Source organism: Halochromatium roseum, from assembly GCF_016653315.1.
Classification (GTDB): domain Bacteria; phylum Pseudomonadota; class Gammaproteobacteria; order Chromatiales; family Chromatiaceae; genus Lamprobacter; species Lamprobacter roseus.
In genome coordinates, this window is sequence record NZ_NHSH01000054.1 from 13,915 (window position 1) to 34,130 (window position 20,216).

At 62.2% G+C, this 20,216-nt stretch carries 18 protein-coding genes; 14 read left to right on the top strand and 4 right to left on the bottom strand.

All coding sequences use genetic code 11. The annotated features are described in order from the left end of the window. The first annotated feature begins 37 nt into the window (after positions 1-37). The 6 genes from CCR96_RS10750 to rluB all read left to right on the top strand — a co-directional run bounded on the left by CCR96_RS10750 (position 38) and on the right by rluB (position 5,438). Complete coding sequence (locus tag CCR96_RS10750; RefSeq protein ID WP_201220131.1) at positions 38-670, top strand: L-threonylcarbamoyladenylate synthase; 633 nt, start codon at positions 38-40, stop codon at positions 668-670. 81 nt (positions 671-751) lie between these two features. Further along, positions 752-1,444, top strand: coding sequence for a site-2 protease family protein (locus CCR96_RS10755; protein ID WP_201220132.1), 693 nt, complete (start codon positions 752-754; stop codon positions 1,442-1,444). A 62-nt stretch (positions 1,445-1,506) separates the two neighbouring features. Beyond that, positions 1,507-2,724, top strand: coding sequence for a tryptophan--tRNA ligase (locus CCR96_RS10760; protein WP_201220133.1), 1,218 nt, complete (start codon positions 1,507-1,509; stop codon positions 2,722-2,724). 32 nt (positions 2,725-2,756) lie between these two features. Then, positions 2,757-3,632, top strand: a complete 876-nt coding sequence (locus CCR96_RS10765; protein ID WP_201220134.1) for a segregation and condensation protein A — start codon at positions 2,757-2,759, stop codon at positions 3,630-3,632. Then, entirely contained in the window at positions 3,629-4,534 is a 906-nt protein-coding gene (scpB, locus tag CCR96_RS25545; protein WP_201220135.1) for an SMC-Scp complex subunit ScpB, read from the top strand. Before CCR96_RS10765 ends, scpB begins: the two co-directional genes overlap by 4 nt. After that, positions 4,521-5,438, top strand: coding sequence for a 23S rRNA pseudouridine(2605) synthase RluB (rluB, locus tag CCR96_RS10775; RefSeq protein ID WP_201220136.1), 918 nt, complete (start codon positions 4,521-4,523; stop codon positions 5,436-5,438). The genes scpB and rluB overlap by 14 nt, the downstream gene beginning before the upstream one ends. Before the next feature lie 15 nt (positions 5,439-5,453). On the opposite strand, the gene CCR96_RS10780 is transcribed toward rluB, so the two are convergent. From CCR96_RS10780 to CCR96_RS10790, 3 genes are all read right to left on the bottom strand, one after another. Next, positions 5,454-6,755, bottom strand: a complete 1,302-nt coding sequence (locus tag CCR96_RS10780; RefSeq protein WP_201220137.1) for a PQQ-dependent sugar dehydrogenase — start codon at positions 6,753-6,755, stop codon at positions 5,454-5,456. Between the two features lie 81 nt (positions 6,756-6,836). Continuing rightward, a complete protein-coding gene (locus CCR96_RS10785) occupies positions 6,837-7,307 on the bottom strand; it encodes a DUF29 domain-containing protein (protein ID WP_201220138.1) in 471 nt (156 codons plus the stop codon). 81 nt (positions 7,308-7,388) lie between these two features. After that, positions 7,389-8,825, bottom strand: a complete 1,437-nt coding sequence (locus CCR96_RS10790) for a dihydrolipoyl dehydrogenase (RefSeq protein ID WP_201220139.1) — start codon at positions 8,823-8,825, stop codon at positions 7,389-7,391. Positions 8,826-9,230: 405 nt separating this feature from the next. On the opposite strand from CCR96_RS10790, the gene aroA reads away from it, so the two are divergent. The 4 genes from aroA (at position 9,231) to ihfB (ending at position 13,657) form a co-directional block, all read left to right on the top strand. Next, positions 9,231-10,616 (top strand): 3-phosphoshikimate 1-carboxyvinyltransferase, encoded by a 1,386-nt coding sequence (aroA, locus tag CCR96_RS10795; RefSeq protein WP_201220140.1) that lies wholly within the window; start codon positions 9,231-9,233, stop codon positions 10,614-10,616. Beyond that, entirely contained in the window at positions 10,613-11,323 is a 711-nt protein-coding gene (gene cmk / locus CCR96_RS10800) for a (d)CMP kinase (protein ID WP_201220141.1), read from the top strand. The genes aroA and cmk overlap by 4 nt, the downstream gene beginning before the upstream one ends. Before the next feature lie 165 nt (positions 11,324-11,488). After that, positions 11,489-13,198 carry a 30S ribosomal protein S1 gene (gene rpsA / locus CCR96_RS10805; RefSeq protein WP_201220142.1) on the top strand — a complete coding sequence of 570 codons (1,710 nt, stop codon included), beginning with the start codon at positions 11,489-11,491 and terminating at the stop codon, positions 13,196-13,198. Positions 13,199-13,288: 90 nt separating this feature from the next. Further along, positions 13,289-13,657: an integration host factor subunit beta gene (ihfB, locus tag CCR96_RS10810; RefSeq protein ID WP_201220143.1), complete on the top strand. Its 369-nt coding sequence runs from the start codon at positions 13,289-13,291 to the stop codon at positions 13,655-13,657. A 205-nt stretch (positions 13,658-13,862) separates the two neighbouring features. On the opposite strand, the gene CCR96_RS10815 is transcribed toward ihfB, so the two are convergent. Beyond that, the gene (locus CCR96_RS10815; RefSeq protein ID WP_201220144.1) at positions 13,863-15,122 is read right to left on the bottom strand and encodes a glucose-1-phosphate adenylyltransferase; all 1,260 of its coding nucleotides are present in this window, start codon (positions 15,120-15,122) and stop codon (positions 13,863-13,865) included. Between the two features lie 357 nt (positions 15,123-15,479). Here CCR96_RS10815 and gpmI point away from each other — a divergent pair, with 357 nt between their 5' ends. The 4 genes from gpmI (at position 15,480) to CCR96_RS10835 (ending at position 20,160) form a co-directional block, all read left to right on the top strand. Beyond that, positions 15,480-17,024 carry a 2,3-bisphosphoglycerate-independent phosphoglycerate mutase gene (gene gpmI / locus CCR96_RS10820; RefSeq protein ID WP_201220145.1) on the top strand — a complete coding sequence of 515 codons (1,545 nt, stop codon included), beginning with the start codon at positions 15,480-15,482 and terminating at the stop codon, positions 17,022-17,024. 76 nt (positions 17,025-17,100) lie between these two features. Then, positions 17,101-17,940, top strand: a complete 840-nt coding sequence (locus tag CCR96_RS10825; RefSeq protein WP_201220146.1) for a thymidylate synthase — start codon at positions 17,101-17,103, stop codon at positions 17,938-17,940. A gap of 101 nt (positions 17,941-18,041) precedes the next feature. Further along, the gene (gene sohB, locus CCR96_RS10830; protein WP_201220147.1) at positions 18,042-19,121 is read left to right on the top strand and encodes a protease SohB; all 1,080 of its coding nucleotides are present in this window, start codon (positions 18,042-18,044) and stop codon (positions 19,119-19,121) included. Between the two features lie 10 nt (positions 19,122-19,131). Beyond that, positions 19,132-20,160, top strand: coding sequence for a LysM peptidoglycan-binding domain-containing protein (locus CCR96_RS10835; RefSeq protein WP_201220148.1), 1,029 nt, complete (start codon positions 19,132-19,134; stop codon positions 20,158-20,160). The last annotated feature ends 56 nt before the right edge of the window (positions 20,161-20,216 follow it).

Consider the following 20,216-nt stretch of genomic DNA (forward strand, 5'->3'; position numbering starts at 1 on the left):
CAACACTCGGCATCGCCTGAAGACTAAACCGCTGCTCATGGCCAGCTCGCCACAGTTTCTCGAGATCCATCCACAAGATCCGCAGTCGCGGCTGATTCGGCGTGCGGCAGAGACGTTCGCGTCTGGCGGCGTCGTTGTCTATCCGACCGACTCCTCCTATGCGCTCGGCTGCCAGCTTGGCGACAAGGCGGCGTTGGATCGTATTCGGATGATCCGACGGGTGGATGACAAGCATCACTTCACGCTGGTCTGCCGTGATCTTTCCGAGATTGCGACCTATGCTCGCCTCGATAACCAGGCCTATCGTCAGATCAAGTCGTTGACGCCCGGACCCTATACCTTCATCTTTGAGGCGACCAAGCAGGTGCCGCGACGGTTATTACACCCGAAGCGTCGAGCCATCGGCATCCGTGTTCCGGGGACACCGATCACCCAGGCGCTGCTCACGGAGCTGGATCAGCCGATCTTGAGCACCACGCTGATCCTGCCGGGCGACAGGGAGCCGATGGACGATGTCTTGGAGATGCGTGAGATGATCGGGCACTGTGTCGACCTGATCATCGACGGTGGTCCTTGCGGCAATCAGCCGACGACGGTTGTGGATATGACCCAAGAACCACCGGTCGTGGTGCGTGAGGGCAAGGGTGATACGGCGGTCTTCGAGCACTAGCGCCGTTGCCTCGGGTCGGTTACGTCGGTTTCTTCTACGAGGGCTTTAACCGCTTTGGCTGCGATTGCGGAAACGTTGTTGATGGTGGCACTGATCGCGATACCCGTGCTGTTCGCGATCACCGTGCATGAGGCCGCCCATGGTTGGGTGGCGAATCGGCTCGGTGATCCGACCGCGGCCCTGCTTGGGCGCGTGACCTTCAACCCCATCAAGCACATCGACCCGGTTGGCACTGTCGCGGTGCCTCTGGTCATCTACCTCAGCTCCAAGTCCCTGCTCGGCGTGCCCTTCCTGTTCGGCTGGGCCAAGCCGGTACCGGTGGACTGGCGCCGGTTGCGGAATCCACGCTGGGATATGGCGCTGGTGGCGATCGCCGGGCCTGGCGTGAACCTGCTGATGGCGATCGGTTGGGGGTTGGTCTTGTACTCGATGGGGCAGATGCTGGGCCTCATCGAGGTGCCGGCCGCGGTGCTGGGTGCCGTTGTGCAGATGTGCCTGATCGGTGTGCTGATCAACCTCTTCTTGATGGCCCTCAACATGATCCCGCTGCTGCCGCTCGATGGCGGCCGGGTGCTCAGCGCCTTGCTGCCGCGTCCCTTGGCGCGTGGCTTTGCACGACTCGAGCCCTATGGGCTAATCATTTTGATCGCGCTGTTGTTGTTGCCGAATGGACAGCCGCCAGGGCTGCTTGGCATCGTGTTGCGCCCGATTGTGCAGGCGGCGTTTGCGGTGATTCCCGCATCCGACCTGATCCGAGCGAATTTCCCGCTTTGATCTTCTCTAATTTCCCATTTTGATCTTCTCTGACCTGATCTAACAGTAAAGGCCCTAAGCCGTTGAATTCTGCTCCGAATCAAACCCATCGCGTCCTCTCCGGCATGCGCCCGACCGGCAAGCTGCATCTTGGCCACTATCACGGCGTGCTCAAGAACTGGATCGAGCTGCAGCATGAGTATGAGTGCTTCTTCTTCGTTGCCGACTGGCATGCGCTGACCACCGACTATGAAGATCCCTCGCAGATCCCACAGGCGAGCTTTGACATGGTCGTCGACTGGCTTGCCTGCGGCATCAGCGCTGGCGCCGCGACCCTATTCATCCAGTCGCGGGTGCCCGAGCATGCCGAACTGCACTTGCTGCTGTCGATGATCACGCCGCTGGGCTGGCTCGAGCGGGTGCCGAGCTACAAAGACCAACAGGAGAAGCTGAAGGAGAAGGATCTGGCGACCTATGGCTTCCTCGGTTATCCACTGCTGCAGAGCGCGGATATCCTGATCTACAAGGCTGGTGCGGTGCCGGTGGGTGAGGATCAGGTCGCGCATGTCGAGATGACGCGCGAGATCGCCCGCCGCTTCAATCACATCTATGGCCGCGAGCCGGGCTTCGAGGAACAGGCCGAGCAGGCCAAGCGCAAGATGGGCAAGAAGAACGCGAAGATGTTCGATCAGCTCAAGCGCCGCTACCAGGAGCAGGGTGATCAGGAGGCGCTCGACGTCGCGCGTGCTTTGCTCGAAAGCCAGGCGAATATCACCATCGCCGATCGCGAGCGGCTGCTCGGTTATCTTGAAGGCGGTGGCCGTGTGATCCTGCCGGAGCCCTCGCCGCTGCTGACCAAGGCGGCGAAGATGCCAGGACTGGATGGGCAGAAGATGTCGAAGTCCTACGGCAATACCATCGCCTTGCGGGATGATCCCGATGCGGTCGAGCAAAAGCTGCGCACCATGCCCACCGATCCGGCGCGTGTGCGCCGCACCGATCCGGGTAATCCGGATATCTGTCCGGTCTGGCAGTTCCACGAGGTCTACTCGGACACCGAGATCAAAGACTGGGTGCAACAGGGCTGCCGCAGTGCCGGTATTGGCTGTATCGAGTGCAAGCAGCCGATCATCGATGCCGTGCGCAATGAGCTGGAGCCGATTCAGGCTGAGGTCAAACGGCTCGAAGCCGATCCCGACCTGGTGCGCTCGTTCATCAACGAGGGTTGCGAGCGTGCACGCGACCGGGCGCGCGAGACCATGGACGATGTGCGCCACGTGATGTCGTTGCGGCAGGGCTGAGTCGCTGCGGGTCACGGCGGCTGAGCAAGGCCATGCAGAACCCAAGATCCGAGGCCGACGAGACCGAGGCGGCGACGGCAGACGCGCCGGCGAGTCCCGGTGCAGAGACCTTGGCGCCGATCGGAAAGGGCCGTTTCGCGCTGGTGCACGGCGAGCCGTTGCTGAAGCTGCCGGAAGATCTCTACATCCCGCCGGATGCGCTCGAGGTCTTTCTCGATACCTTCGAGGGGCCGCTGGACCTGCTGCTCTATCTGATCCGACGGCAGAATCTCGACATCCTCGATATTCCCATCATCGACATCACCAATCAGTACATGGAGTACGTGGAGCTGATGAAGGAGGTGCGGCTTGAGCTGGCCGCCGAGTATTTGGTGATGGCCGCGATGCTGTGTGAGATCAAGTCGCGGATGCTGCTGCCGCGGGCCGACGAAGACGCTGAAGATGACGAAGACCCGCGTGCTGAGCTGGTCCGACGGTTGGCCGAATACGAGCAGTTCAAGCGCGCAGCGCAGGATCTTGATGCATTGCCGAGGCTGGAGCGCGATTGTTTTCTGGTGCAGGCTCGGGTGCCGCCGGGCCATATTCGGCGCACCCCGCCAACCGTCGAGCTGGATGAGCTACTCGCCGCTTTGCGGGGCGTCTTGGCCAGGGCTGACCTGTTTACGAACCATCAGATCGAACGCGAGTCGCTGTCATTGCGTGAACGGATGTCGGCGGTGTTGGAGCGGATCAGCGGTGCGGAGCTGGTGCCTTTTACCGATCTCTTCGATGTGACCGAGGGCCGCGCTGGCGTGGTCGTCAGCTTCCTTGCAGTACTCGAGCTCTTGAAAGCGGCGACGCTCGAGCTGATCCAGGTCGAGCCGTTCGCGCCGATTCGCCTGCGCCGGCGCGGGATGGATGCGGCATGAGCGATAGGAGGCGAGACCAAGGCGGCGACGATGAGCTTGCTGAAGGCAGCGCCGCAGACAGCACCGAAGACAGCGCGCCGCGGCAGCATGCCCTGTCGCTGCTGGTGCCTGAACTCAAACAGGTGGTGGAAGCGGCCTTGCTGGCCTCTGGGGAGGCGCTCCAGGTAGAGCGTATTCAAGGCCTGTTCGACGACCGCGAGCGTCCATCCCGTGACCAGGTGCTGGCAACCTTCGAGGCGCTGCGCGAGGATTTCGAGGGGCATGGCATCGAGCTGGTCGAGGTCGCGGGTGGCTGGCGGGTTCAGGTGCGCGCATCGGTGGCGCCCTGGGTCGGTCAGCTCTGGCAAGAAAAGCCATCGCGTTATTCGCGCGCCCTGCTCGAGACCCTGGCCCTGATCGCCTATCGGCAGCCAATCACGCGTGGCGAGATCGAGCAGATCCGTGGCGTTGCGGTGAGCACGCCGATCATCAAGACCCTCAGCGAGCGCGAATGGGTGCGGGTGGTTGGGCATCGCGATGTCCCGGGTCGTCCCGCACTCTATGCGACGACGCGCCGTTTTCTGGATTACTTCGGCCTGCGCTCACTGAATGAGCTGCCACCACTCGCCGAGATCCGCGATGCCAGCTTTTTCGAGCAGGCCTTGGCCGAGGCGACGGATGGCGCTCGTCCCGGATCTGCCGTAGCGTCAACGTCCAGGGCATCGGCAGAGGACGCGGTCGATGATAGCTTGGCTACACCGCAGCCCTTGGTGAGGAAGTCAATAGGTCGTCCGCACTTGGTCCTTGCGGTGAGTAATCCTGAGACCGAGACCACTCGCGAGCCTGCGCCAAGCACTCGGCCAGCTGCGCCGTTTGCTGACACCAACGAACGTACTGGAGATGGCGAGGATGAAGGACGCTGATCGACGCGGAACACCACTGGAGCCACAGGAGCCGGTCCGGCTGCAGAAAACACTGGCCGAGGCCGGCCTCGGCTCTCGGCGCGAGATCGAAGGTTGGATTCGCGAGGGCCGAGTGCGGGTGAATGGTGAACTTGCGAAGCTCGGCGATCGGGTCATGCCGAGCGACCGTATCCGAGTCGATGGTCAGGAGGTGCGGCGCCGAGCCGCAAAGCGCCATAGCGTGCGGGTGCTTGCCTATCACAAGCCCGAGGGCGAGGTGGTGACGCGCAAAGATCCCGAGGGTCGCCCTACCATCTTTCGCCGCTTGCCGGGGATTCGCGATGGTCGCTGGATCGCCGTCGGTCGACTCGATCTGAACACCGCTGGGCTGCTGTTGGTGACGAATCATGGTGAGCTGGCGAATCGGCTGATGCATCCGTCGCGCGCACTGGAGCGCGAGTACGCGGTGCGGGTGCGTGGTTCTGTTTCCGACGACTTGTTGGCGCAGTTGGTCAACGGCGTTGAGCTCGAGGATGGCCCAGCCCGCTTCGAGGAGATCGTGCCGTCGGGCGGCTCAGAGAGCCATCAATGGTTCCATGTGCTGATCGTCGAGGGGCGCAATCGCGAGGTCCGCCGGCTCTGGGAGGCGGTTGGCTGCAGCGTGAGCCGGCTCAAGCGGGTGCGCTATGGCAATGTGATCCTGGGTGCGCGGCCAACGCCAGGGCAGTGGCGTGAGGTGGTTGGTGAAGAGTTGGATGAACTCATGGCCTTGGCCGAGCTTGGGCCGCCGGTGGCGGGTCGCAGCGGTTTGAGCACCGGTTCAGACAAAGGCTCAGGTGCACGCGGTTCGGCGAAGCCGCGGGCAGTGGGTTCGCCGCGGCTCGCGGGGCGCGGCTTGAAGCCACGCCCGTCGGGCCGACGCTGAGTCGATACGCCAGCATCACTCAGCCTCTGGCACGATACGGATGAGGGCGCCATCAGGCTCGTCGGTGAGGATGTAGAGGCCGCCGTCTGGACCTTGGCGGACATCGCGCACGCGCTGGCCGATGCTGAGCTTGTCTTCGCTGACCACGCGGGTGCCGTCGAGTTTGGTGCGGCGCAGTTGTTGGAACCTGAGCGCGCCGCTGATCAGATCGCCTTGCCAGTCAGGAAAGTCGCCGCCGGTGTAGAAGGCCATGCCGCTGGGGGCGATTGACGGAGTCCAGACGACGAGGGGCTGGGTGACGCCCGGGGCTTGGGTCTTGTCTGAGACGCGCGGTCCCCAGTATTCCATGCTGTAGGTAACCTCGGGCCAGCCATAGTTGTTGCCGGGATCGATCAGGTTGATCTCATCGCCGCCGCGTGAGCCATGCTCGTTGGCCCAGATGCGACCGCTGTTGGGGTCGCGGGTCAGGCCTTGAATATTGCGATGGCCGATGCTGTAGAGTTCTGGCTTCGCGCCTGGCTGGTCGACGAAGGGGTTATCGGCGGGCGCTGAGCCGTCGGCATTCAGGCGCAGCAGCGAGCCGAAATGGGTACCGGGGTTCTGCGCCTGGTTGCGGATGTTCTCGCCGTCGAACGCGGTTGGTGGATTGCCACCATCGCCGATGCTCATCAGCAGGGTGCCATCGGGCAGCCACTGCAACCGCGAGCCGAAGTGCTGGCCGCCGGATTTGCTGTCGGCGTTGCCGAAGAGGATCTCGAGGTCCCGCAGGCGCTTGTTCTCGAGATCGAGCCGGCCGCGCGCCAGCGCGGTGCGGTTGGCCTCTTCGGTGCCTTCGGCGAAGGTTAGGTAGACCAGTTGGTTGTCGGCGAAGTCAGGGTGCAGGCTGATGTCCAGCAGCCCGCCTTGGCCGCAGGCGCAGACCTCGGGCGTGCCGCGGATGGGAGTCGGGTCGAGCTTGGCTGTGCGGAGGGGCTGGCTTGCGGCCTGGCCGCTTGTTTTGCTGTCTGCTGTGGTATTGGCAGTGTCATCAGCGTCCGCTCCCGCCGTCGCGTTGTGGATCAGACGCAGCCGGCCGGGTCGTTCGGTAACCAGCGCGGAGCCATCAGGCAGCCAGGCGATGCTCCAGGGATGGCGCAGCCCCTCAACAATGGTTTCCATGCGCCAGCCTTCGGCTTCGGGCACATCGGCAGTTGGGTCGACGGGGCCTGTGGGTTGGCTGCAGCCGAGTGCCGGGATCAGGGCGAGCAGCCAGAGTGCGATCCCGAGCGCAGGCTTGCGAATTTGACTCGGATTTTGAGTGAGATACTGTCGCTGCATGGGATATTCCCTCCTGTCTCGATGGGCGTTAACCTGAATCTCTCGCGATGCATGTTCCAGGATGACGCCGCGCTATGAGCGTTAGGCGCGCTCGGGATAAAACTCGTCATCAAAGATCTGTTCGCGGCTATAGGGACATGATTCAGGAAACGTCTTGCGCGGTAAGCGCGTCTCCTTGTAAGCGAGACGCACGGCCGCTGGGTAGGCCGTGGCGATGCTGTCTTCGATGACGGTCTTGAGCCCCGGCGATTGGCTGAAGAGATCAGCCAATTGTTCGCGCTGCTCAATGATGGTCGTACGCCAACTACGTCCATCGAATTCACGCCAGCGTTCCGCCAGGGTGTGATATTGGAACTCCCATTTCAGCAGATGAGCAAGGAGTACCAGCAGGCGGCTGTGAAGTTCGCGCCGATCACTCTTGCTCATGTCGCTGAGTTCCTCGAGCAGATGCGTGATGTCGAGTTCTTCAAAGCGTCCCGCGCGGAGCAGATCGGCGTTACGCTGCGCCCATTGGCTGTAGTCGGTGTCGTAGAGCGTGCTGAGATCCGTCATTCGGGTATCCCCAGGCTGGGCGGTCAAACAGTTGGATCTAACGGCTGGATTTAACGGTTTGATAGAGACGGTTAGGGTTTTTTATGACAGCAGCGCCAGCTCGGTCAGCGGACCATCGCGCTCGACCTCGAGCTTGCGATTCAGGTCGTTGAGTGCGGCCTGCAGCGCCTCTTCGATCACTGGATGGTAGAACGGCATGCGCAGCATCTGTTCGACCGTCATTCCTTGTTGAATGCTCCAGCTGAGCAGATGGGCCAGATTTTCGCCACGCGGTGCGATTAGCTCGGCGCCGAGCAGGCGGCCGTTGGTCTTGTCGGCATAGACCCGGATCAGGCCGCGGTTGTTGCCCATGATCAGGGCGCGGCCGACCGGGGCCATCTTGATCTCGCCGATCGCGATCTGGTCAGGATCAAGCGCGTCGAAGCGCTCGCCGATGGCGCAGATATTCGGGTCACAGAAGTTGATGTACAGCGGCGTGCGGCGACGGAAGCGGAGCGGCTGTTGGGGTTCGCCAGCGGCTTGGCTGGTGATGCGCACGGCATTGAAGCCGGCGATGCGGCCCTCGTCGCCGGCCTCGTGCAGCACTGGGCGCTCGGCGGTGACGTCACCGGCGATGAACATCGGCAGCCCGCCGACTTGCATGCTGTGGCGATCGAACGGCGGTAGGCCGCGGGCATCGAGCTCCACACCAAGGTTTTCGAGCCCGAGCCCCTCCAGATTGGGCACTCGACCGATGCTGCACAGGACGGCGTCGACGCTGATCTGATGATCCCCGGCTTGGATGCGTAGCTGTTCGCCGTCCTCGCTGATCTGTGCCGGCTGCCCGAGGTGGAGCGGGAATTCCTTGCCGATGACCTGGATGGCGGTCTTGGCGACCTCGGGATCGCGCAGGCCAGCGATGGTCTCGAGCTGATCGAAGCCCTCCACCTGGATACCGAGCCGATGCAGGCTCTGGCCGAGCTCGAGGCCGATGGTGCCGAGGCCGATGACGGCGATCGAGCGTGGCAGATCCTCCAGCTCGAACAGGCTGTCGGTAGTCAGCAGCTTGTCGCCAAAGGCGCGCCAGGGCTCCGGCACCAGCGGCCTGGAGCCGGTGGCGATGATCACGGCGCCGGCGCGGATGCGTTGCTCGCCGACCGCGAGCAGGGTCGGTTCGAGGAAGCGGGCGTAATCCTGCAGGAACATGTCCTCTGGCAGATCGTCCGTGCTGCTGCCAAGCACCCGGTCGACGAAGGTGTCGCGGATATCCTGTACATGCTCGAGGGCCTCGGGTAGATCGAGGCTGAGCCCTTCATGGCCGTCGATGCCGTAGCGCCCGAGATGGGTGCGCCGGTGGTAGTCCTCGGCGACCTGGATCATCGCCTTAGAGGGCATGCAGCCGACCCGGGCGCAGGTGGTGCCGGGCTCGCCGCCGTTGATGAGCACGAAGCTTTTGCCGGCCTTGCGCGCCTGGCTCATCGCATTGAGCCCGGAGGTTCCGGCGCCGATGATGGCGATATCGACGAATCGTTCTTGCATGGATGGCTCGCTGTTAAGGAAGTGACGGGGTCAGTGGTGACCCGCTAAACCGCAGATGGTGCAGGTTGCTCAGGTTTCTCAACTTGCTCGGATAGATCAGATGGCTCAGATTAAATTCTTTCGAATCAAAGCGATGAAAAGGTCATTAGGGCCATCGGCCCGATCGGGAAGGGTTCGGTCGGCACGTCTTCAAGCCCCCGCACTCACCTGTTGAACCCTGTGACTCAACAGCGCCCTGCGAGGGGGACGCGAGCTGGAGCGGCCTCAGCGCCTTGACCCGAACCTGATGAGCGCCGCATTCTACGCGGTTATGGTCGCGACTTTTTCTGGTCTGTGGCCTTCATCCTGCGTGTTCTGATTGCCCGTTGTCCACCCATTATCTAGCCGTTATCCACCGAGAGGTCTATGACTGCGTCTGCCCATTCTCTGAGCTTCGAGCTTGCGCCCGGTGGCGCCTTGCGCGGTGAGCTGCGCGTCCCAGGTGATAAGTCGATCTCTCATCGCGCGGTGATGCTCGCCGCCTTGGCTGAGGGGGAGACTGAGATCGAGGGCTTTCTCGAAGGTGCCGACAGTCTGGCAACCCTAGCCGCGTTTCGTGCCATGGGGGTTGAGGCCGATGGACCAATCGCTGGCCGGCTGCGAGTCAGCGGGGTTGGGCTACAAGGCTTGCAAGCGCCACAACAGGCGCTCGATCTTGGCAATTCCGGCACCTCGATGCGCCTGCTCTCAGGGCTGCTTGCAGGCCAACGCTTTGCCAGCACACTGATCGGCGATGCGTCCCTGTCGCGGCGGCCGATGGGGCGGGTGATCGATCCGCTGACACAGATGGGTGCGCGGATCGAGGCAACGCCTGAAGGACGCTCACCGCTGCGCCTGCTGCCGGCTGAGGCGCTGGTCGGCATCGACTATGCGCTGCCAGTCGCGAGCGCCCAGGTCAAATCGAGTCTGCTCTTGGCCGGGCTCTATGCGCAGGGCGAGACCTGTGTCACCGAGCCAGCGCCGACCCGTGATCATACCGAGCGCATGCTCGCTGCCTTCGGCTATCCGGTTCGACGCCAGGGCAATCGCGTCTGTTTAAGCGGCGGCGGACGCCTGATCGCGACGCCGATCAGGATTCCCGCTGATATCTCATCAGCGGCCTTTTTTCTGGTCGGTGCCAGCATTGCCCCGGGCTCAGATCTCACCTTGACTGAGGTCGGCATGAATCCGACGCGGATCGGCGTGGTGAATATCCTGCGCCAGATGGGTGCCGACATCGCCATCGAGCGGCCGCGTGAGCTGGGTGGTGAGCCAGTTGCGGATCTGCGAGTGCGCGCAGCAGCACTGCATGGCATCGCGATCCCGGAGGAACAAGTGCCGTTGGCGATCGATGAATTCCCGGCGCTGTTCATCGCCGCCGCCTGCGCCGATGGCGAGACCTTATTGACTGGCGCGGCCGAACTGCGGGTGAAAGAGAGTGATCGTATTCAGGTCATGGCCGGCGGCTTGAGCGCCTTGGGGGTTGAGGCCGAGCCGCGCCCGGATGGGATACTGATCCGCGGTATTGGCGCCGCTGGGCTGCTCGGGGGTGGTCGAGTTGCCGGCCATGGTGATCATCGGATCGCGATGGCTTTTGCGATCAGCGCGTTGCGGGCGATAGCCCCGATCCAGATCGACGACTGTGCCAATGTTGAGACCTCGTTCCCGGGATTTGCCGGCCTAGCTGCGGGCGTTGGCCTGCAGATTACCGAGCGACGCGCTGAGAAGCACGCCGAGGAACATGCCAAAGAACACGCCGAGGAGAGGGCATGAAGCAATCGACACCTTTTGCCGATGCGTCTGACGCTGGTGCCGCGCCGGTCATCACCATCGATGGGCCGTCGGGGACCGGCAAGGGCACCATCGCTGGTCTGCTCGCTGCGCATCTTGGCTGGCACCTGTTGGATAGCGGTGCGCTCTATCGCACACTGGCCTTGGCGGCCCGTCGATGGAATGTCGATCTCGACGCCGGGCCTGAGCTGGGCCGTTTGGCTGCGCAGGTCCGAGTGCGGCTCGAGGGCGAGCGGGTGCGTTTGAACGGCGAGGATGTCTCGGAAGCGATCCGCACCGCCGAAGCCGGGGCCGATGCCTCGCGGGTGGCCGTGCATGCTGACGTTCGTGCGGCGCTGCTCGGCTGGCAGCGGGATGCCGCCGCGGCGCCGGGCTTGGTCGCCGATGGCCGAGATATGGGTTCCAGGGTTTTCCCTGATGCGCTGCTCAAGATCTACCTGGATGCAAGCCCGGAGGAACGCGCTCAGCGTCGATATAAACAGTTGAAGGACAAGGGGATGGATGCTAACCTCCGCGATCTTGTCCAAGCGCTTCGTGCGCGCGACCAGCGTGACCGTGAGCGATCCGAGAGTCCGCTTCAGGTTCCGAGCGCAGGCATTGTCGTCGATTCGACCTCGAAATCGATCGATGAGGTGTTCACACAGGTCCGTGACCTGGCTGAGGCTGCGCTTGACTCAGCTGGCCTTTGACAAGATGTCGGTTTGGAACTGGCCCCGCGCTAACGCGCGATAGGGCTACCTCTGATCCATGTTTGATGACCTCGACCGATCGGCAACCGCCGCGGTCGTTTTGTTTTAACTCAACCCTCCTGCTGCTTGCAGCCCGTTGATGCGGCTGCGGCTCAACCTCAGGAGATGGCGTGGGACGCCAGGAACATTCACAGCATGACCGAAAGCTTCGCCGAGCTCTTCGAAGAGAGCCTCTCTAATACTCAGCTTCAGCCGGGCACCATCGTTACCGGCCAAGTCGTCGCCATCACCTCTGACTCTGTCATCGTGAATGCCGGCCTCAAGTCGGAAGGGATCATTCCGCGTAACCAGTTCCTCAGCCCCGAGGGCCAGCTGGAAGTCGCCGTCGGCGATGACGTCGAGGTCGCGCTGGACGCGGTCGAAGACGGCTTTGGCGCGACCCGACTCTCGCGCGAGAAGGCCAAGCGCTTCGCCGCTTGGGACAAGCTCGAACGCGCATTTGACGATGGCGAGACGGTGACCGGCCAGATCAACGGCAAGGTCAAGGGTGGCTTTACTGTCGAACTCGGGAGCGTGCGCGCGTTCTTGCCGGGATCGCTGGTCGATATCCGTCCGGTGCGTGATACCACCTATCTCGAAGGCAAGGACCTCGAGTTCAAGGTCATCAAGCTCGATCGGCGTCGCAATAATGTCGTCGTCTCTCGCCGCGCGGTGGTCGAGGAAGAATACAGCGCCGAGCGCGAGCAGCTGCTCGAGAAGCTGGAAGAGGGGCTGGAGCTCAACGGCGTGGTCAAGAACCTCACCGACTATGGCGCCTTCTTGGATCTGGGCGGTATCGATGGCCTGCTGCACATCACCGATATGGCCTGGCGCCGGGTCAAACACCCGTCTGAGGTGGTCGAGATCGGCCAAGAGGTCATGGTTAAGGTGCTCAAGTTCGACCGCGAGCGTCAGCGCGTCTCGCTCGGGCTGAAGCAGATGGGTGAAGATCCTTGGGTCAATATCTCGCGCCGCTATCCCGAGGGTACCCGTGTCTTCGGTAAGGTCACCAACATTGCCGATTACGGTTGCTTCGTCGAGATCGAAGAGGGCGTTGAGGGTCTGGTTCACGTCTCCGAGATGGACTGGACCAACAAGAACGTGCACCCGAGCAAGATCGTCAACATGGGCGATGATGTCGAGGTCATGGTGTTGGATATCGACGAGGAACGTCGCCGCATCTCGCTTGGTGTGAAGCAGTGTCAGTCCAACCCCTGGGACGAGTTCTCGGCCATCCATAAGAAGGGCGACCACGTCGCTGGCCAGATCAAGTCGATCACCGATTTCGGTATCTTTATCGGCCTGGATGGCGGCATCGATGGCCTCGTGCATCTCTCCGACATCTCTTGGGATGAGTCTGGCGAGGACGCGCTGCGCAGCTTCAAGAAAGGCGATGAGGTCGAGACCGTGGTGCTCTCGGTCGATCCGGAGCGCGAGCGCATCTCGCTTGGCATCAAGCAGCTGGATAAAGACCCGTTCTCGAGCTTCGTCGCTGTGCATGAGAAGGGCAGCATCGTCACCGGAACCATTACCGAGGTGGACGCCAAGGGCGCCAATATCGACCTCGGCGATGGCGTCGAGGGCTATCTGCGTGCCTCGGAGATCTCGCGCGATCGGGTCGAGGATGCGCGTGCGGTCCTGAAGGTCGGTGAAGAGGTTGAGGCCAAGTTCCTTGGCGTCGATCGCAAGAACCGCAGCATCTCGCTGTCGATCAAGGCCAAGGACATGGCCGATGAGCAAGCGGCAATCAAGGGCTACGCGCGCGAGGCGCAGGCCGGCACCGCAACGCTCGGTGACATCCTCAAGCAGCAGATGGAAGAGGCCGCGAAGGACTGATTTGGCTGCGTTTTCAGCAGACGTCAATCCTTGTGATTACACGCCCGGCGCAGGGTGCCGGGCTTGCATCGCTAGTGCAGGCTATCCGTTATGATGAAATCCGAGCTCATCGATATTCTTGCGAGGGAGCAAAGTCACCTCGCCTACAAGGACGTCGAGCTCGCTGTCCGCTGTATCCTGGAGCAGATGAGTGGTGCGCTCGCTTCGGGTGAGCGAATCGAGATTCGCGGGTTTGGCAGTTTTTCGCTCCATTTTCGCCCACCCCGGGTGGGGCGCAATCCGAAGACGGGTGATGCGGTTGCGCTGTCGGGAAAGCATGTGCCGCACTTCAAACCAGGTAAAGAGCTTCGCGATCGGGTTAACCAGGCCTATCAGGACGAGTTGGCCCAGATCACAGAGGACGACGAGAACGACAACAGCGCTGGCGCACGGCGGGCTGTTCCTGCCAGTGTCGACTGAGGGGCTGAGGTTCAGTCAGTCGGCTGAGGCCCAGGTAGCCACCAGAGGCGGTCTCGGACAACGCGCTGACCCGAGAAAGTCCGTTTTTGCGACGGTCTTCGTATTCTAGCCAGCCCTAGAGCGTCTGGTCATCGACGCTGCTGGGGCTGGTTTATCAGGCTAAAGGGGAATGCTGGGCGACCAGTGTTCCCCCTTTTTTTGGCTGCTATTCCGAGTAACCTCGACCCTGTCGTCCGATGACGGCGCGCGCAAAGGTGTTCGAGTGGCCGGCTGGGACCACGGTGACACCGCCGGAAGACACCTTGTAGCGCTTGGAATCCGTCTCACGGTCGTAACCAATGACCGCACCGGGCTCGATGGCATTGTGTCGATCCACGATCACCTTCTTCAGGCGGGCGCCTTTGCCGACATGGACATAGTCCATGATGATGCAGTCCTCAAGTTCTGCTCCCTCGTCGATCACCGCCTCGCGCCGAATGATGGAGTTCCTGATCCGGGTGTTGTCGTGGATCATGGTCGCGGCGCCGAGCAGGGTGTTCTCGATCTGCCCGCCCAGTACACGTGCGACCGGCCCCTGGTAGTTGCTCGAGTAGATCGGCCAGTCTGGGTTGAAGGCATCGAAGACCGGCTCAGCACCGAGCACATCCTTGTGCGCATTGAAATAGGCATCGATGCTGCCGACGTCGCGCCAGTAGACGCGATCTTCATAGGCATTGATGCCAGGGATCTCGTTGGTCGCGAAGTCGTAAGCAAACAACCGATGCTTGCTGGCGAGCAGCCGTGGCAGCACATGCTGGCCAAAATCGGTCTCGCCGGCCTGCTGCGCGTCTTGCAGCGCTCGGATCAGCACCTCGGTACTGAAGATGTAGTTGCCCATCGATGCATAGGCCTTGTTAGGATCGTCCGGCATCGGCGAGGGGTTGGCCGGTTTCTCCTGAAAGGCTTCGACCCGCCCCTCGGTGTCGGCGGCAATGACGCCGAAGCTCTTTGCATCCTCGAGGGGTACCGGCAGCGCGGAGATGGTGACATCGGCCTCGCGCTCCTTGTGGAAAGCGACCATCTGCGAGATGTCCATCCGGTAGATATGGTCGGCACCGAACACCGCGACCAGGTCGGGGCCATGTTCTTCGATCAGATTAATGTTTTGGTTGACCGCGTCTGCGGTGCCCTGAAACCAGGATTCACCAAGCAGCATCTGCGGCGGCACGACGGTGACGAACTGGTCCTTCAGCAAGGGTGAGATGGTCCAGGCCTTGCGCACATGCTCGATCAGCGACTGCGACTTGTACTGCACCAGCAGGTAGATGGTCCGGATCTGCGAATTGATCAGGTTGCTGAGCACGAAGTCGACGATGCGGTAGCGCGAGCCGAAGGGCACCGATGGCTTTGAGCGGGCAGCGGTCAGCGGTTGCAGGCGCGAGCCTTGTCCACCGGCCATAACGAAAGCGATGATTCGATCGGGCATGTCTCCTCCAGACGCTGTGAGTCGGAAACTGAGCGTCGATAACGGATCACGGCTCCTTGGTCAGCGTTGGCCAGGTAGTCGTTGGTTCGTTCGTAGCAACGCGCCTACCGCGTTACAATGGCCGCTCAGTTTGGTTGTGTTCGATGTCGTCGCCGGCGAGACGTTGACGCTCGTCGAGCCCGACATTGGCCCATGATAAACCCGGAGGCGGTTTCGTTGTTGCGATCCGACAGTTCAAGCACGATTGGCTGCGCTCTGCTCTTGGTTGGCGGGCTTTGGCTTGTCCCTGTCGAACGACGATTTCCTTACACCCCAGATTGACATCGGGGCCGATTTGACCTGATTCACGGAGAGACAATGGGACAGAGTTTCGAGCTACCGCGGCGCCCGGTGGTCCTGATCATCCTCGATGGTTTCGGCACCAATCCGAGCAAAGCAAACAATGCCGTCGTTCTCGCGCAGACGCCGAATCTCGATCGGCTGTTCGCGAGCAACGCGCACACCGTTTTGCAGGCCTCAGCGCGCGCCGTCGGTCTTCCCGAGGGCCAGATGGGGAACTCCGAAGTCGGACACATGACGCTCGGCTCGGGCTGCACCGTGCGCCAGGATCTGGTCCTGATCGACGATGCGATCGCCGATCGGAGCTTCTTCGACAACAAGGTGTTGCAGGCTGCGGCGCGGCGCGCGGTTGAGCTTGGCCGTCCGTTGCATCTGATGGGGCTGGTGTCCGATGGCGGCGTGCATAGCCATGTTCGGCATCTCAATGCGTTGATCAAGCTCAGCAAGTACCAGGGTGCGCGTCCGGTGGTGCACATGATCACCGACGGCCGCGATACCGCGCCGCGCTCAGCGCTGAGCTATCTGGCGGCGCTCGACGAGGCCCTCGCGGCAGCCGGCGGTCTGATTGGCAGCCTGTCTGGGCGCTATTACGCGATGGACCGCGACAAGCGTTGGGATCGCACCAAGCTGGCCTTTGATGCGCTGGTGCATGGTCAGGGGCGTCGAGCGGATTCCGCGCGCGCTGCCATCGAGCAGGCCTATGCGGCCGATGAGGACGATGAGTTCATCCGCCCGACGCTGATCACGGATGCTGAGCTGATCCAGGACGGCGACCCGGTGATCTTCTTCAACTTCCGCAAGGATCGCCCGCGACAGATCGTCTCGGCGCTCTACAACCGCGATTTCGATCAGTTCGATCGGGGTGACTTCAAGGCTGCTGATCTGACCTGCATGATGGAGTATGACCCCTGGTACGGGCTGCCGACGGCCTTCAGCCACGAGATGCCTCCGGTGGTGCTGGGCGAGATCCTGAGTGATGCCGAGCTGCCGCAGTTCCACTGCGCAGAGACCGAGAAGTATGCGCATGTGACCTTCTTCTTCAACGGCGGTCGCAGTGATCCGTTTCCCGGCGAAGCGCGTTGTTTGATCCCCTCGCCCCAGGTCGCGACCTATGACCTTCAGCCCGAGATGTCGGCCGCCGAGGTGGCGGATGCGGTGATCGCGGCCCTTGAGAGTCGCGCCTATGCGTTCATTGTGGTGAATTTTGCCAATGGCGATATGGTCGGGCATACCGCGGTGAGATCGGCCGTCATCCAGGCGGTTGAGACCCTTGATCGCGAGGTCGGACGCGTGATCGAGAGCGCCGCCGCTGAGGGCTATTCGGTGCTGCTGACCGCTGATCACGGCAACTGCGATGAGATGGTCGATCCCCTGACCGGTGAGCCACACACTCGCCATACCGTCTATCCGGTGCCTTGTTTGGTCATCGATGAGGTTGCTTGGCGGCTGCGGATTGGTGCCGGCATTGAGGACGTAGCCCCAACCGTGCTGCAACTCATGGGGCTGCCACAGCCTGAGGCCATGCAGGGCAAATCGATCCTGCTGAAACCGGCACAGAAATAGCCCAGGTTGGCGGGCGGCGCTGCAGTCAGTCGCTCGGCCCGGCGCTGCTTGACTTGTCTCAGCCACGGCTTTGCTCATGCAACAGTATCTCGAACTGCTCCGCGATGTGGTCGACAACGGTCGCGATCGATCCGATCGCACCGGAGTGGGTACGCGCTCCGTGTTCGGACGCCAGATCCGCTTCGATCTCGACGCCGGCTTTCCGCTGGTGACCACCAAACGGATTCATCTCAAGAGCGTCATTGCCGAGTTGCTCTGGTTTCTCTCCGGCTCCACCAATAATCGCGACCTGAATGCACAGGGCGTCAGGATCTGGGACGAATGGGCGGCTGATGATGGTGCGCTCGGCCCCATCTATGGGGCCCAGTGGCGCAGTTGGCCGACGCCCGACGGAGGCTCGATCGATCAGATCAGCCAAGTGTTGGAGGCGATCAAACGGGAACCCGACTCACGTCGGTTGCTGGTGACGGCCTGGAACCCAGCCGATCTTCCGGCATCAAACTGCTCGCCGCGGCAGAATGCGGCCGCGGGGCGCATGGCGCTCGCGCCCTGTCACTGCCTGTTCCAGTTTTATGTGCAGGATGGGGCCTTGTCCTGCCAGCTCTATCAACGCAGTGCCGACCTATTCCTGGGGGTGCCCTTTAACATTGCGAGTTATGCGCTGTTGACGCAGATGATAGCGCAGCAAGCGGACTTGGCCGCCGGCGAATTGGTGCATACATTCGGCGATCTGCACCTCTACCAGAACCATCTAACCGACGAGATCGTCTATGAGCAGCTGCGCCGTGAGCCCCGCCCCTTGCCGCGCCTGCGCATGCTTCGCAGACCGTCGAGCCTGTTCGACTATCGGCTTGACGACTTCCACATCGAGGGCTACGACCCGCATCCGCTGATCCGAGCGCCGATTGCGGTCTGATGCAGCTTGGGTTACTGCGATCGATTCGGTACCCCCAACGCGCTTCAGGTCTGAAGACACCTTTCAGCGATGCCTTGCCTTAACAGAGACCCAGTAACCGCATGACCCTGATGCAAGCGTTAATCGAATACGGCCTGTTCGCGGCCAAAGCCCTGACCCTGGTGCTAGCCATCGGACTTTTGGCGGTGATGATTCTGCGGGTTCGGCAGAGCAGTTCGTCCGATGAGGATGATGACGGCAGTCGTCTCGAGGTCGTCGATCTGAACCATCGCTATGCGCAGATGGCAGACCGGATCAAGGCGGCGACATTGCCGCCAAAGGTTGTTAAGAAAGACTTTAAGGCTGAGCGTAAGGCGGAGAAGGCGAAGGCAAAGCTCGAGCAGCCGGATCAGCGGCGTCTTTTTGTGATCGATTTCCACGGCGATCTGATGGCCACCGAGGTTGGCGCTTTGCGCGAGGTGATCTCAGGGTTGTTGATGACCGCAAGCAGCGAAGATGAGGTGCTGGTGCGTCTCGACAATGCAGGCGGTGCCGTGCACGAGCATGGTCTTGCTGCTTCGCAGTTGTTGCGACTGCGGACCGCCGGAATCCCGTTGACCATTGCCGTCGATAAGGTTGCGGCAAGTGGCGGCTATTTGATGGCTTGTGTCGCCAATCGCATCATTGCGGCGCCGTTTGCGGTGGTTGGCTCGATCGGCGTGCTCGCCGAGATGCCGAATTTCCATCGCTTGCTGCAACAGAAGGGCGTCGACTTCGAGCTGCATACCGCCGGCGAGCACAAGCGCACCTTGACGCTGTTCGGGGAGAACACCGACGAGGGGCGGGCTAAGCTGCGCGAGCAGCTCGAGGAGACCCATGGCCAGTTCAAGTCGTTCATCGCTGCATACCGCCCGGATCTGGATCTGAGCAAGGTTGCGACTGGCGAGTATTGGCATGGCGAGCAGGCGCTCAGCCTGGGGTTGGTTGACGGTGTGCAGACCAGTGATGACTACCTGCTGTCGGCGCGGCAGGAGGCGAGCCTCTACAAGGTTCGTTATCGCGCTCACAAGCGGCCGCTGGAGCGCCTGCTCGGATCGGTTGGTCTCGAAGATTCGCGCGCGGGAGTGCTGTCGCTTGGCTCTCTTGCTGCACTGATTGGGCGGCGGATTGGACGCTGGATGCTGGCTCGAGACAACGTCTGAGGCGATGAGCATGATGCATCTCCAACCAGGGCGGAGTGATGACGGCATGGTTGCTCGTGCTCAGCCCCCTCGACAGCGCCCTCGGTTAGTGCGGGTCAGCAGCATGGGCTGGTTCTTGCGAGTCGGTTGCCTGGCGATGCCGATACTGCTGGGCGTGACGGTGACCAAGGCAGCGGCCCAACCCGGGCTAGAGCAGCCGGCATCGGGGTCTGGGGAGCAGGCCGGGATAGCCAGCGAAGCCGCTGCTGTAGGCCGCATCCACGAGCGACTCGACCTGCTTGCCGATGAGACCGGCCAGCTGCGGGCCGAAGTTGCTGCTCAATCCGATCTCTTGCGTCGCCTGATGCCGGATCTCGATGGGCTGTTGCCGGTCTCTTCGCAGCCGGAGCAAGACGCTTCCGGAGTTGATCTGGAAGCGCTGACGACCTGCCAAAGCGATATGGCGGAGCTCAGTGCGCGCTTGCATCAGCAACAGCTCATGCTAGACGAGGCACGGCGTCGCGCCGAGAAGGCAGAGAAGGGGGCGGCGGCCATGAATGAAGCTCAGGCTCATGCCGCGACTGAGATTGAGCGGCTGAGCACTGAGTTGGCGATGGCTAAGGCGCGCCAGAACGAGGCATTGCAGCAGGCGGTGGAGCTCGAACGCCGACTTGCGACCGCTGAGGCCCGGCTTGCCCGCTTGGCAACAAACACAAAGGTTCAAAGGGAGCAGGCAATCGCGGGGCCTGACTCAAAACCGTTTGAGCCGGCCGTTGCGCTGATCAGCGAAGGGCCAGGGCCAGAGGCTGAAGCGACGGCTGTCGATGCCTCTGACCGATCGAGCGTCTTGGGCCTCACCGCATCGGATGCGGCGTCAGCATCGCTCGCGCAGCCCTCAGCGCCCGTGTTCTACGAGGTGCGGGCTGCGGATACGCTGTCGCGGATCAGTGCCCGCGTCTATGGTGATGCCAGTGCCTGGGAGCGGATCTATGACGCCAATCGTGACCTGTTGACGGCGCCAGATGCGTTATCACCTGGGATGTCGCTGGTCATTCCCTAACTGAGACCCGTTTCTCATGGTCGATCGGCCGAGGCTGACCGCGACGGTCTTTAACG

Bases quoted from the DNA above. Each gene is read 5' to 3' on its own strand.
- CCR96_RS10750 (WP_201220131.1), top strand. From the start codon at position 38: ATGGCCAGCTCGCCACAGTTTCTCGAGATCCATCCACAAGATCCGCAG.
- CCR96_RS10755 (WP_201220132.1), top strand. From the start codon at position 752: ATGGTGGCACTGATCGCGATACCCGTGCTGTTCGCGATCACCGTGCAT.
- CCR96_RS10765 (WP_201220134.1), top strand. From the start codon at position 2,757: ATGCAGAACCCAAGATCCGAGGCCGACGAGACCGAGGCGGCGACGGCA.
- scpB (WP_201220135.1), top strand. From the start codon at position 3,629: ATGAGCGATAGGAGGCGAGACCAAGGCGGCGACGATGAGCTTGCTGAA.
- rluB (WP_201220136.1), top strand. From the start codon at position 4,521: ATGAAGGACGCTGATCGACGCGGAACACCACTGGAGCCACAGGAGCCG.
- CCR96_RS10780 (WP_201220137.1), bottom strand. From the start codon at position 6,755: ATGCAGCGACAGTATCTCACTCAAAATCCGAGTCAAATTCGCAAGCCT.
- CCR96_RS10785 (WP_201220138.1), bottom strand. From the start codon at position 7,307: ATGACGGATCTCAGCACGCTCTACGACACCGACTACAGCCAATGGGCG.
- CCR96_RS10790 (WP_201220139.1), bottom strand. From the start codon at position 8,825: ATGCAAGAACGATTCGTCGATATCGCCATCATCGGCGCCGGAACCTCC.
- aroA (WP_201220140.1), top strand. From the start codon at position 9,231: ATGACTGCGTCTGCCCATTCTCTGAGCTTCGAGCTTGCGCCCGGTGGC.
- cmk (WP_201220141.1), top strand. From the start codon at position 10,613: ATGAAGCAATCGACACCTTTTGCCGATGCGTCTGACGCTGGTGCCGCG.
- rpsA (WP_201220142.1), top strand. From the start codon at position 11,489: ATGGCGTGGGACGCCAGGAACATTCACAGCATGACCGAAAGCTTCGCC.
- ihfB (WP_201220143.1), top strand. From the start codon at position 13,289: ATGATGAAATCCGAGCTCATCGATATTCTTGCGAGGGAGCAAAGTCAC.
- CCR96_RS10815 (WP_201220144.1), bottom strand. From the start codon at position 15,122: ATGCCCGATCGAATCATCGCTTTCGTTATGGCCGGTGGACAAGGCTCG.
- gpmI (WP_201220145.1), top strand. From the start codon at position 15,480: ATGGGACAGAGTTTCGAGCTACCGCGGCGCCCGGTGGTCCTGATCATC.
- CCR96_RS10825 (WP_201220146.1), top strand. From the start codon at position 17,101: ATGCAACAGTATCTCGAACTGCTCCGCGATGTGGTCGACAACGGTCGC.
- sohB (WP_201220147.1), top strand. From the start codon at position 18,042: ATGACCCTGATGCAAGCGTTAATCGAATACGGCCTGTTCGCGGCCAAA.
- CCR96_RS10835 (WP_201220148.1), top strand. From the start codon at position 19,132: ATGATGCATCTCCAACCAGGGCGGAGTGATGACGGCATGGTTGCTCGT.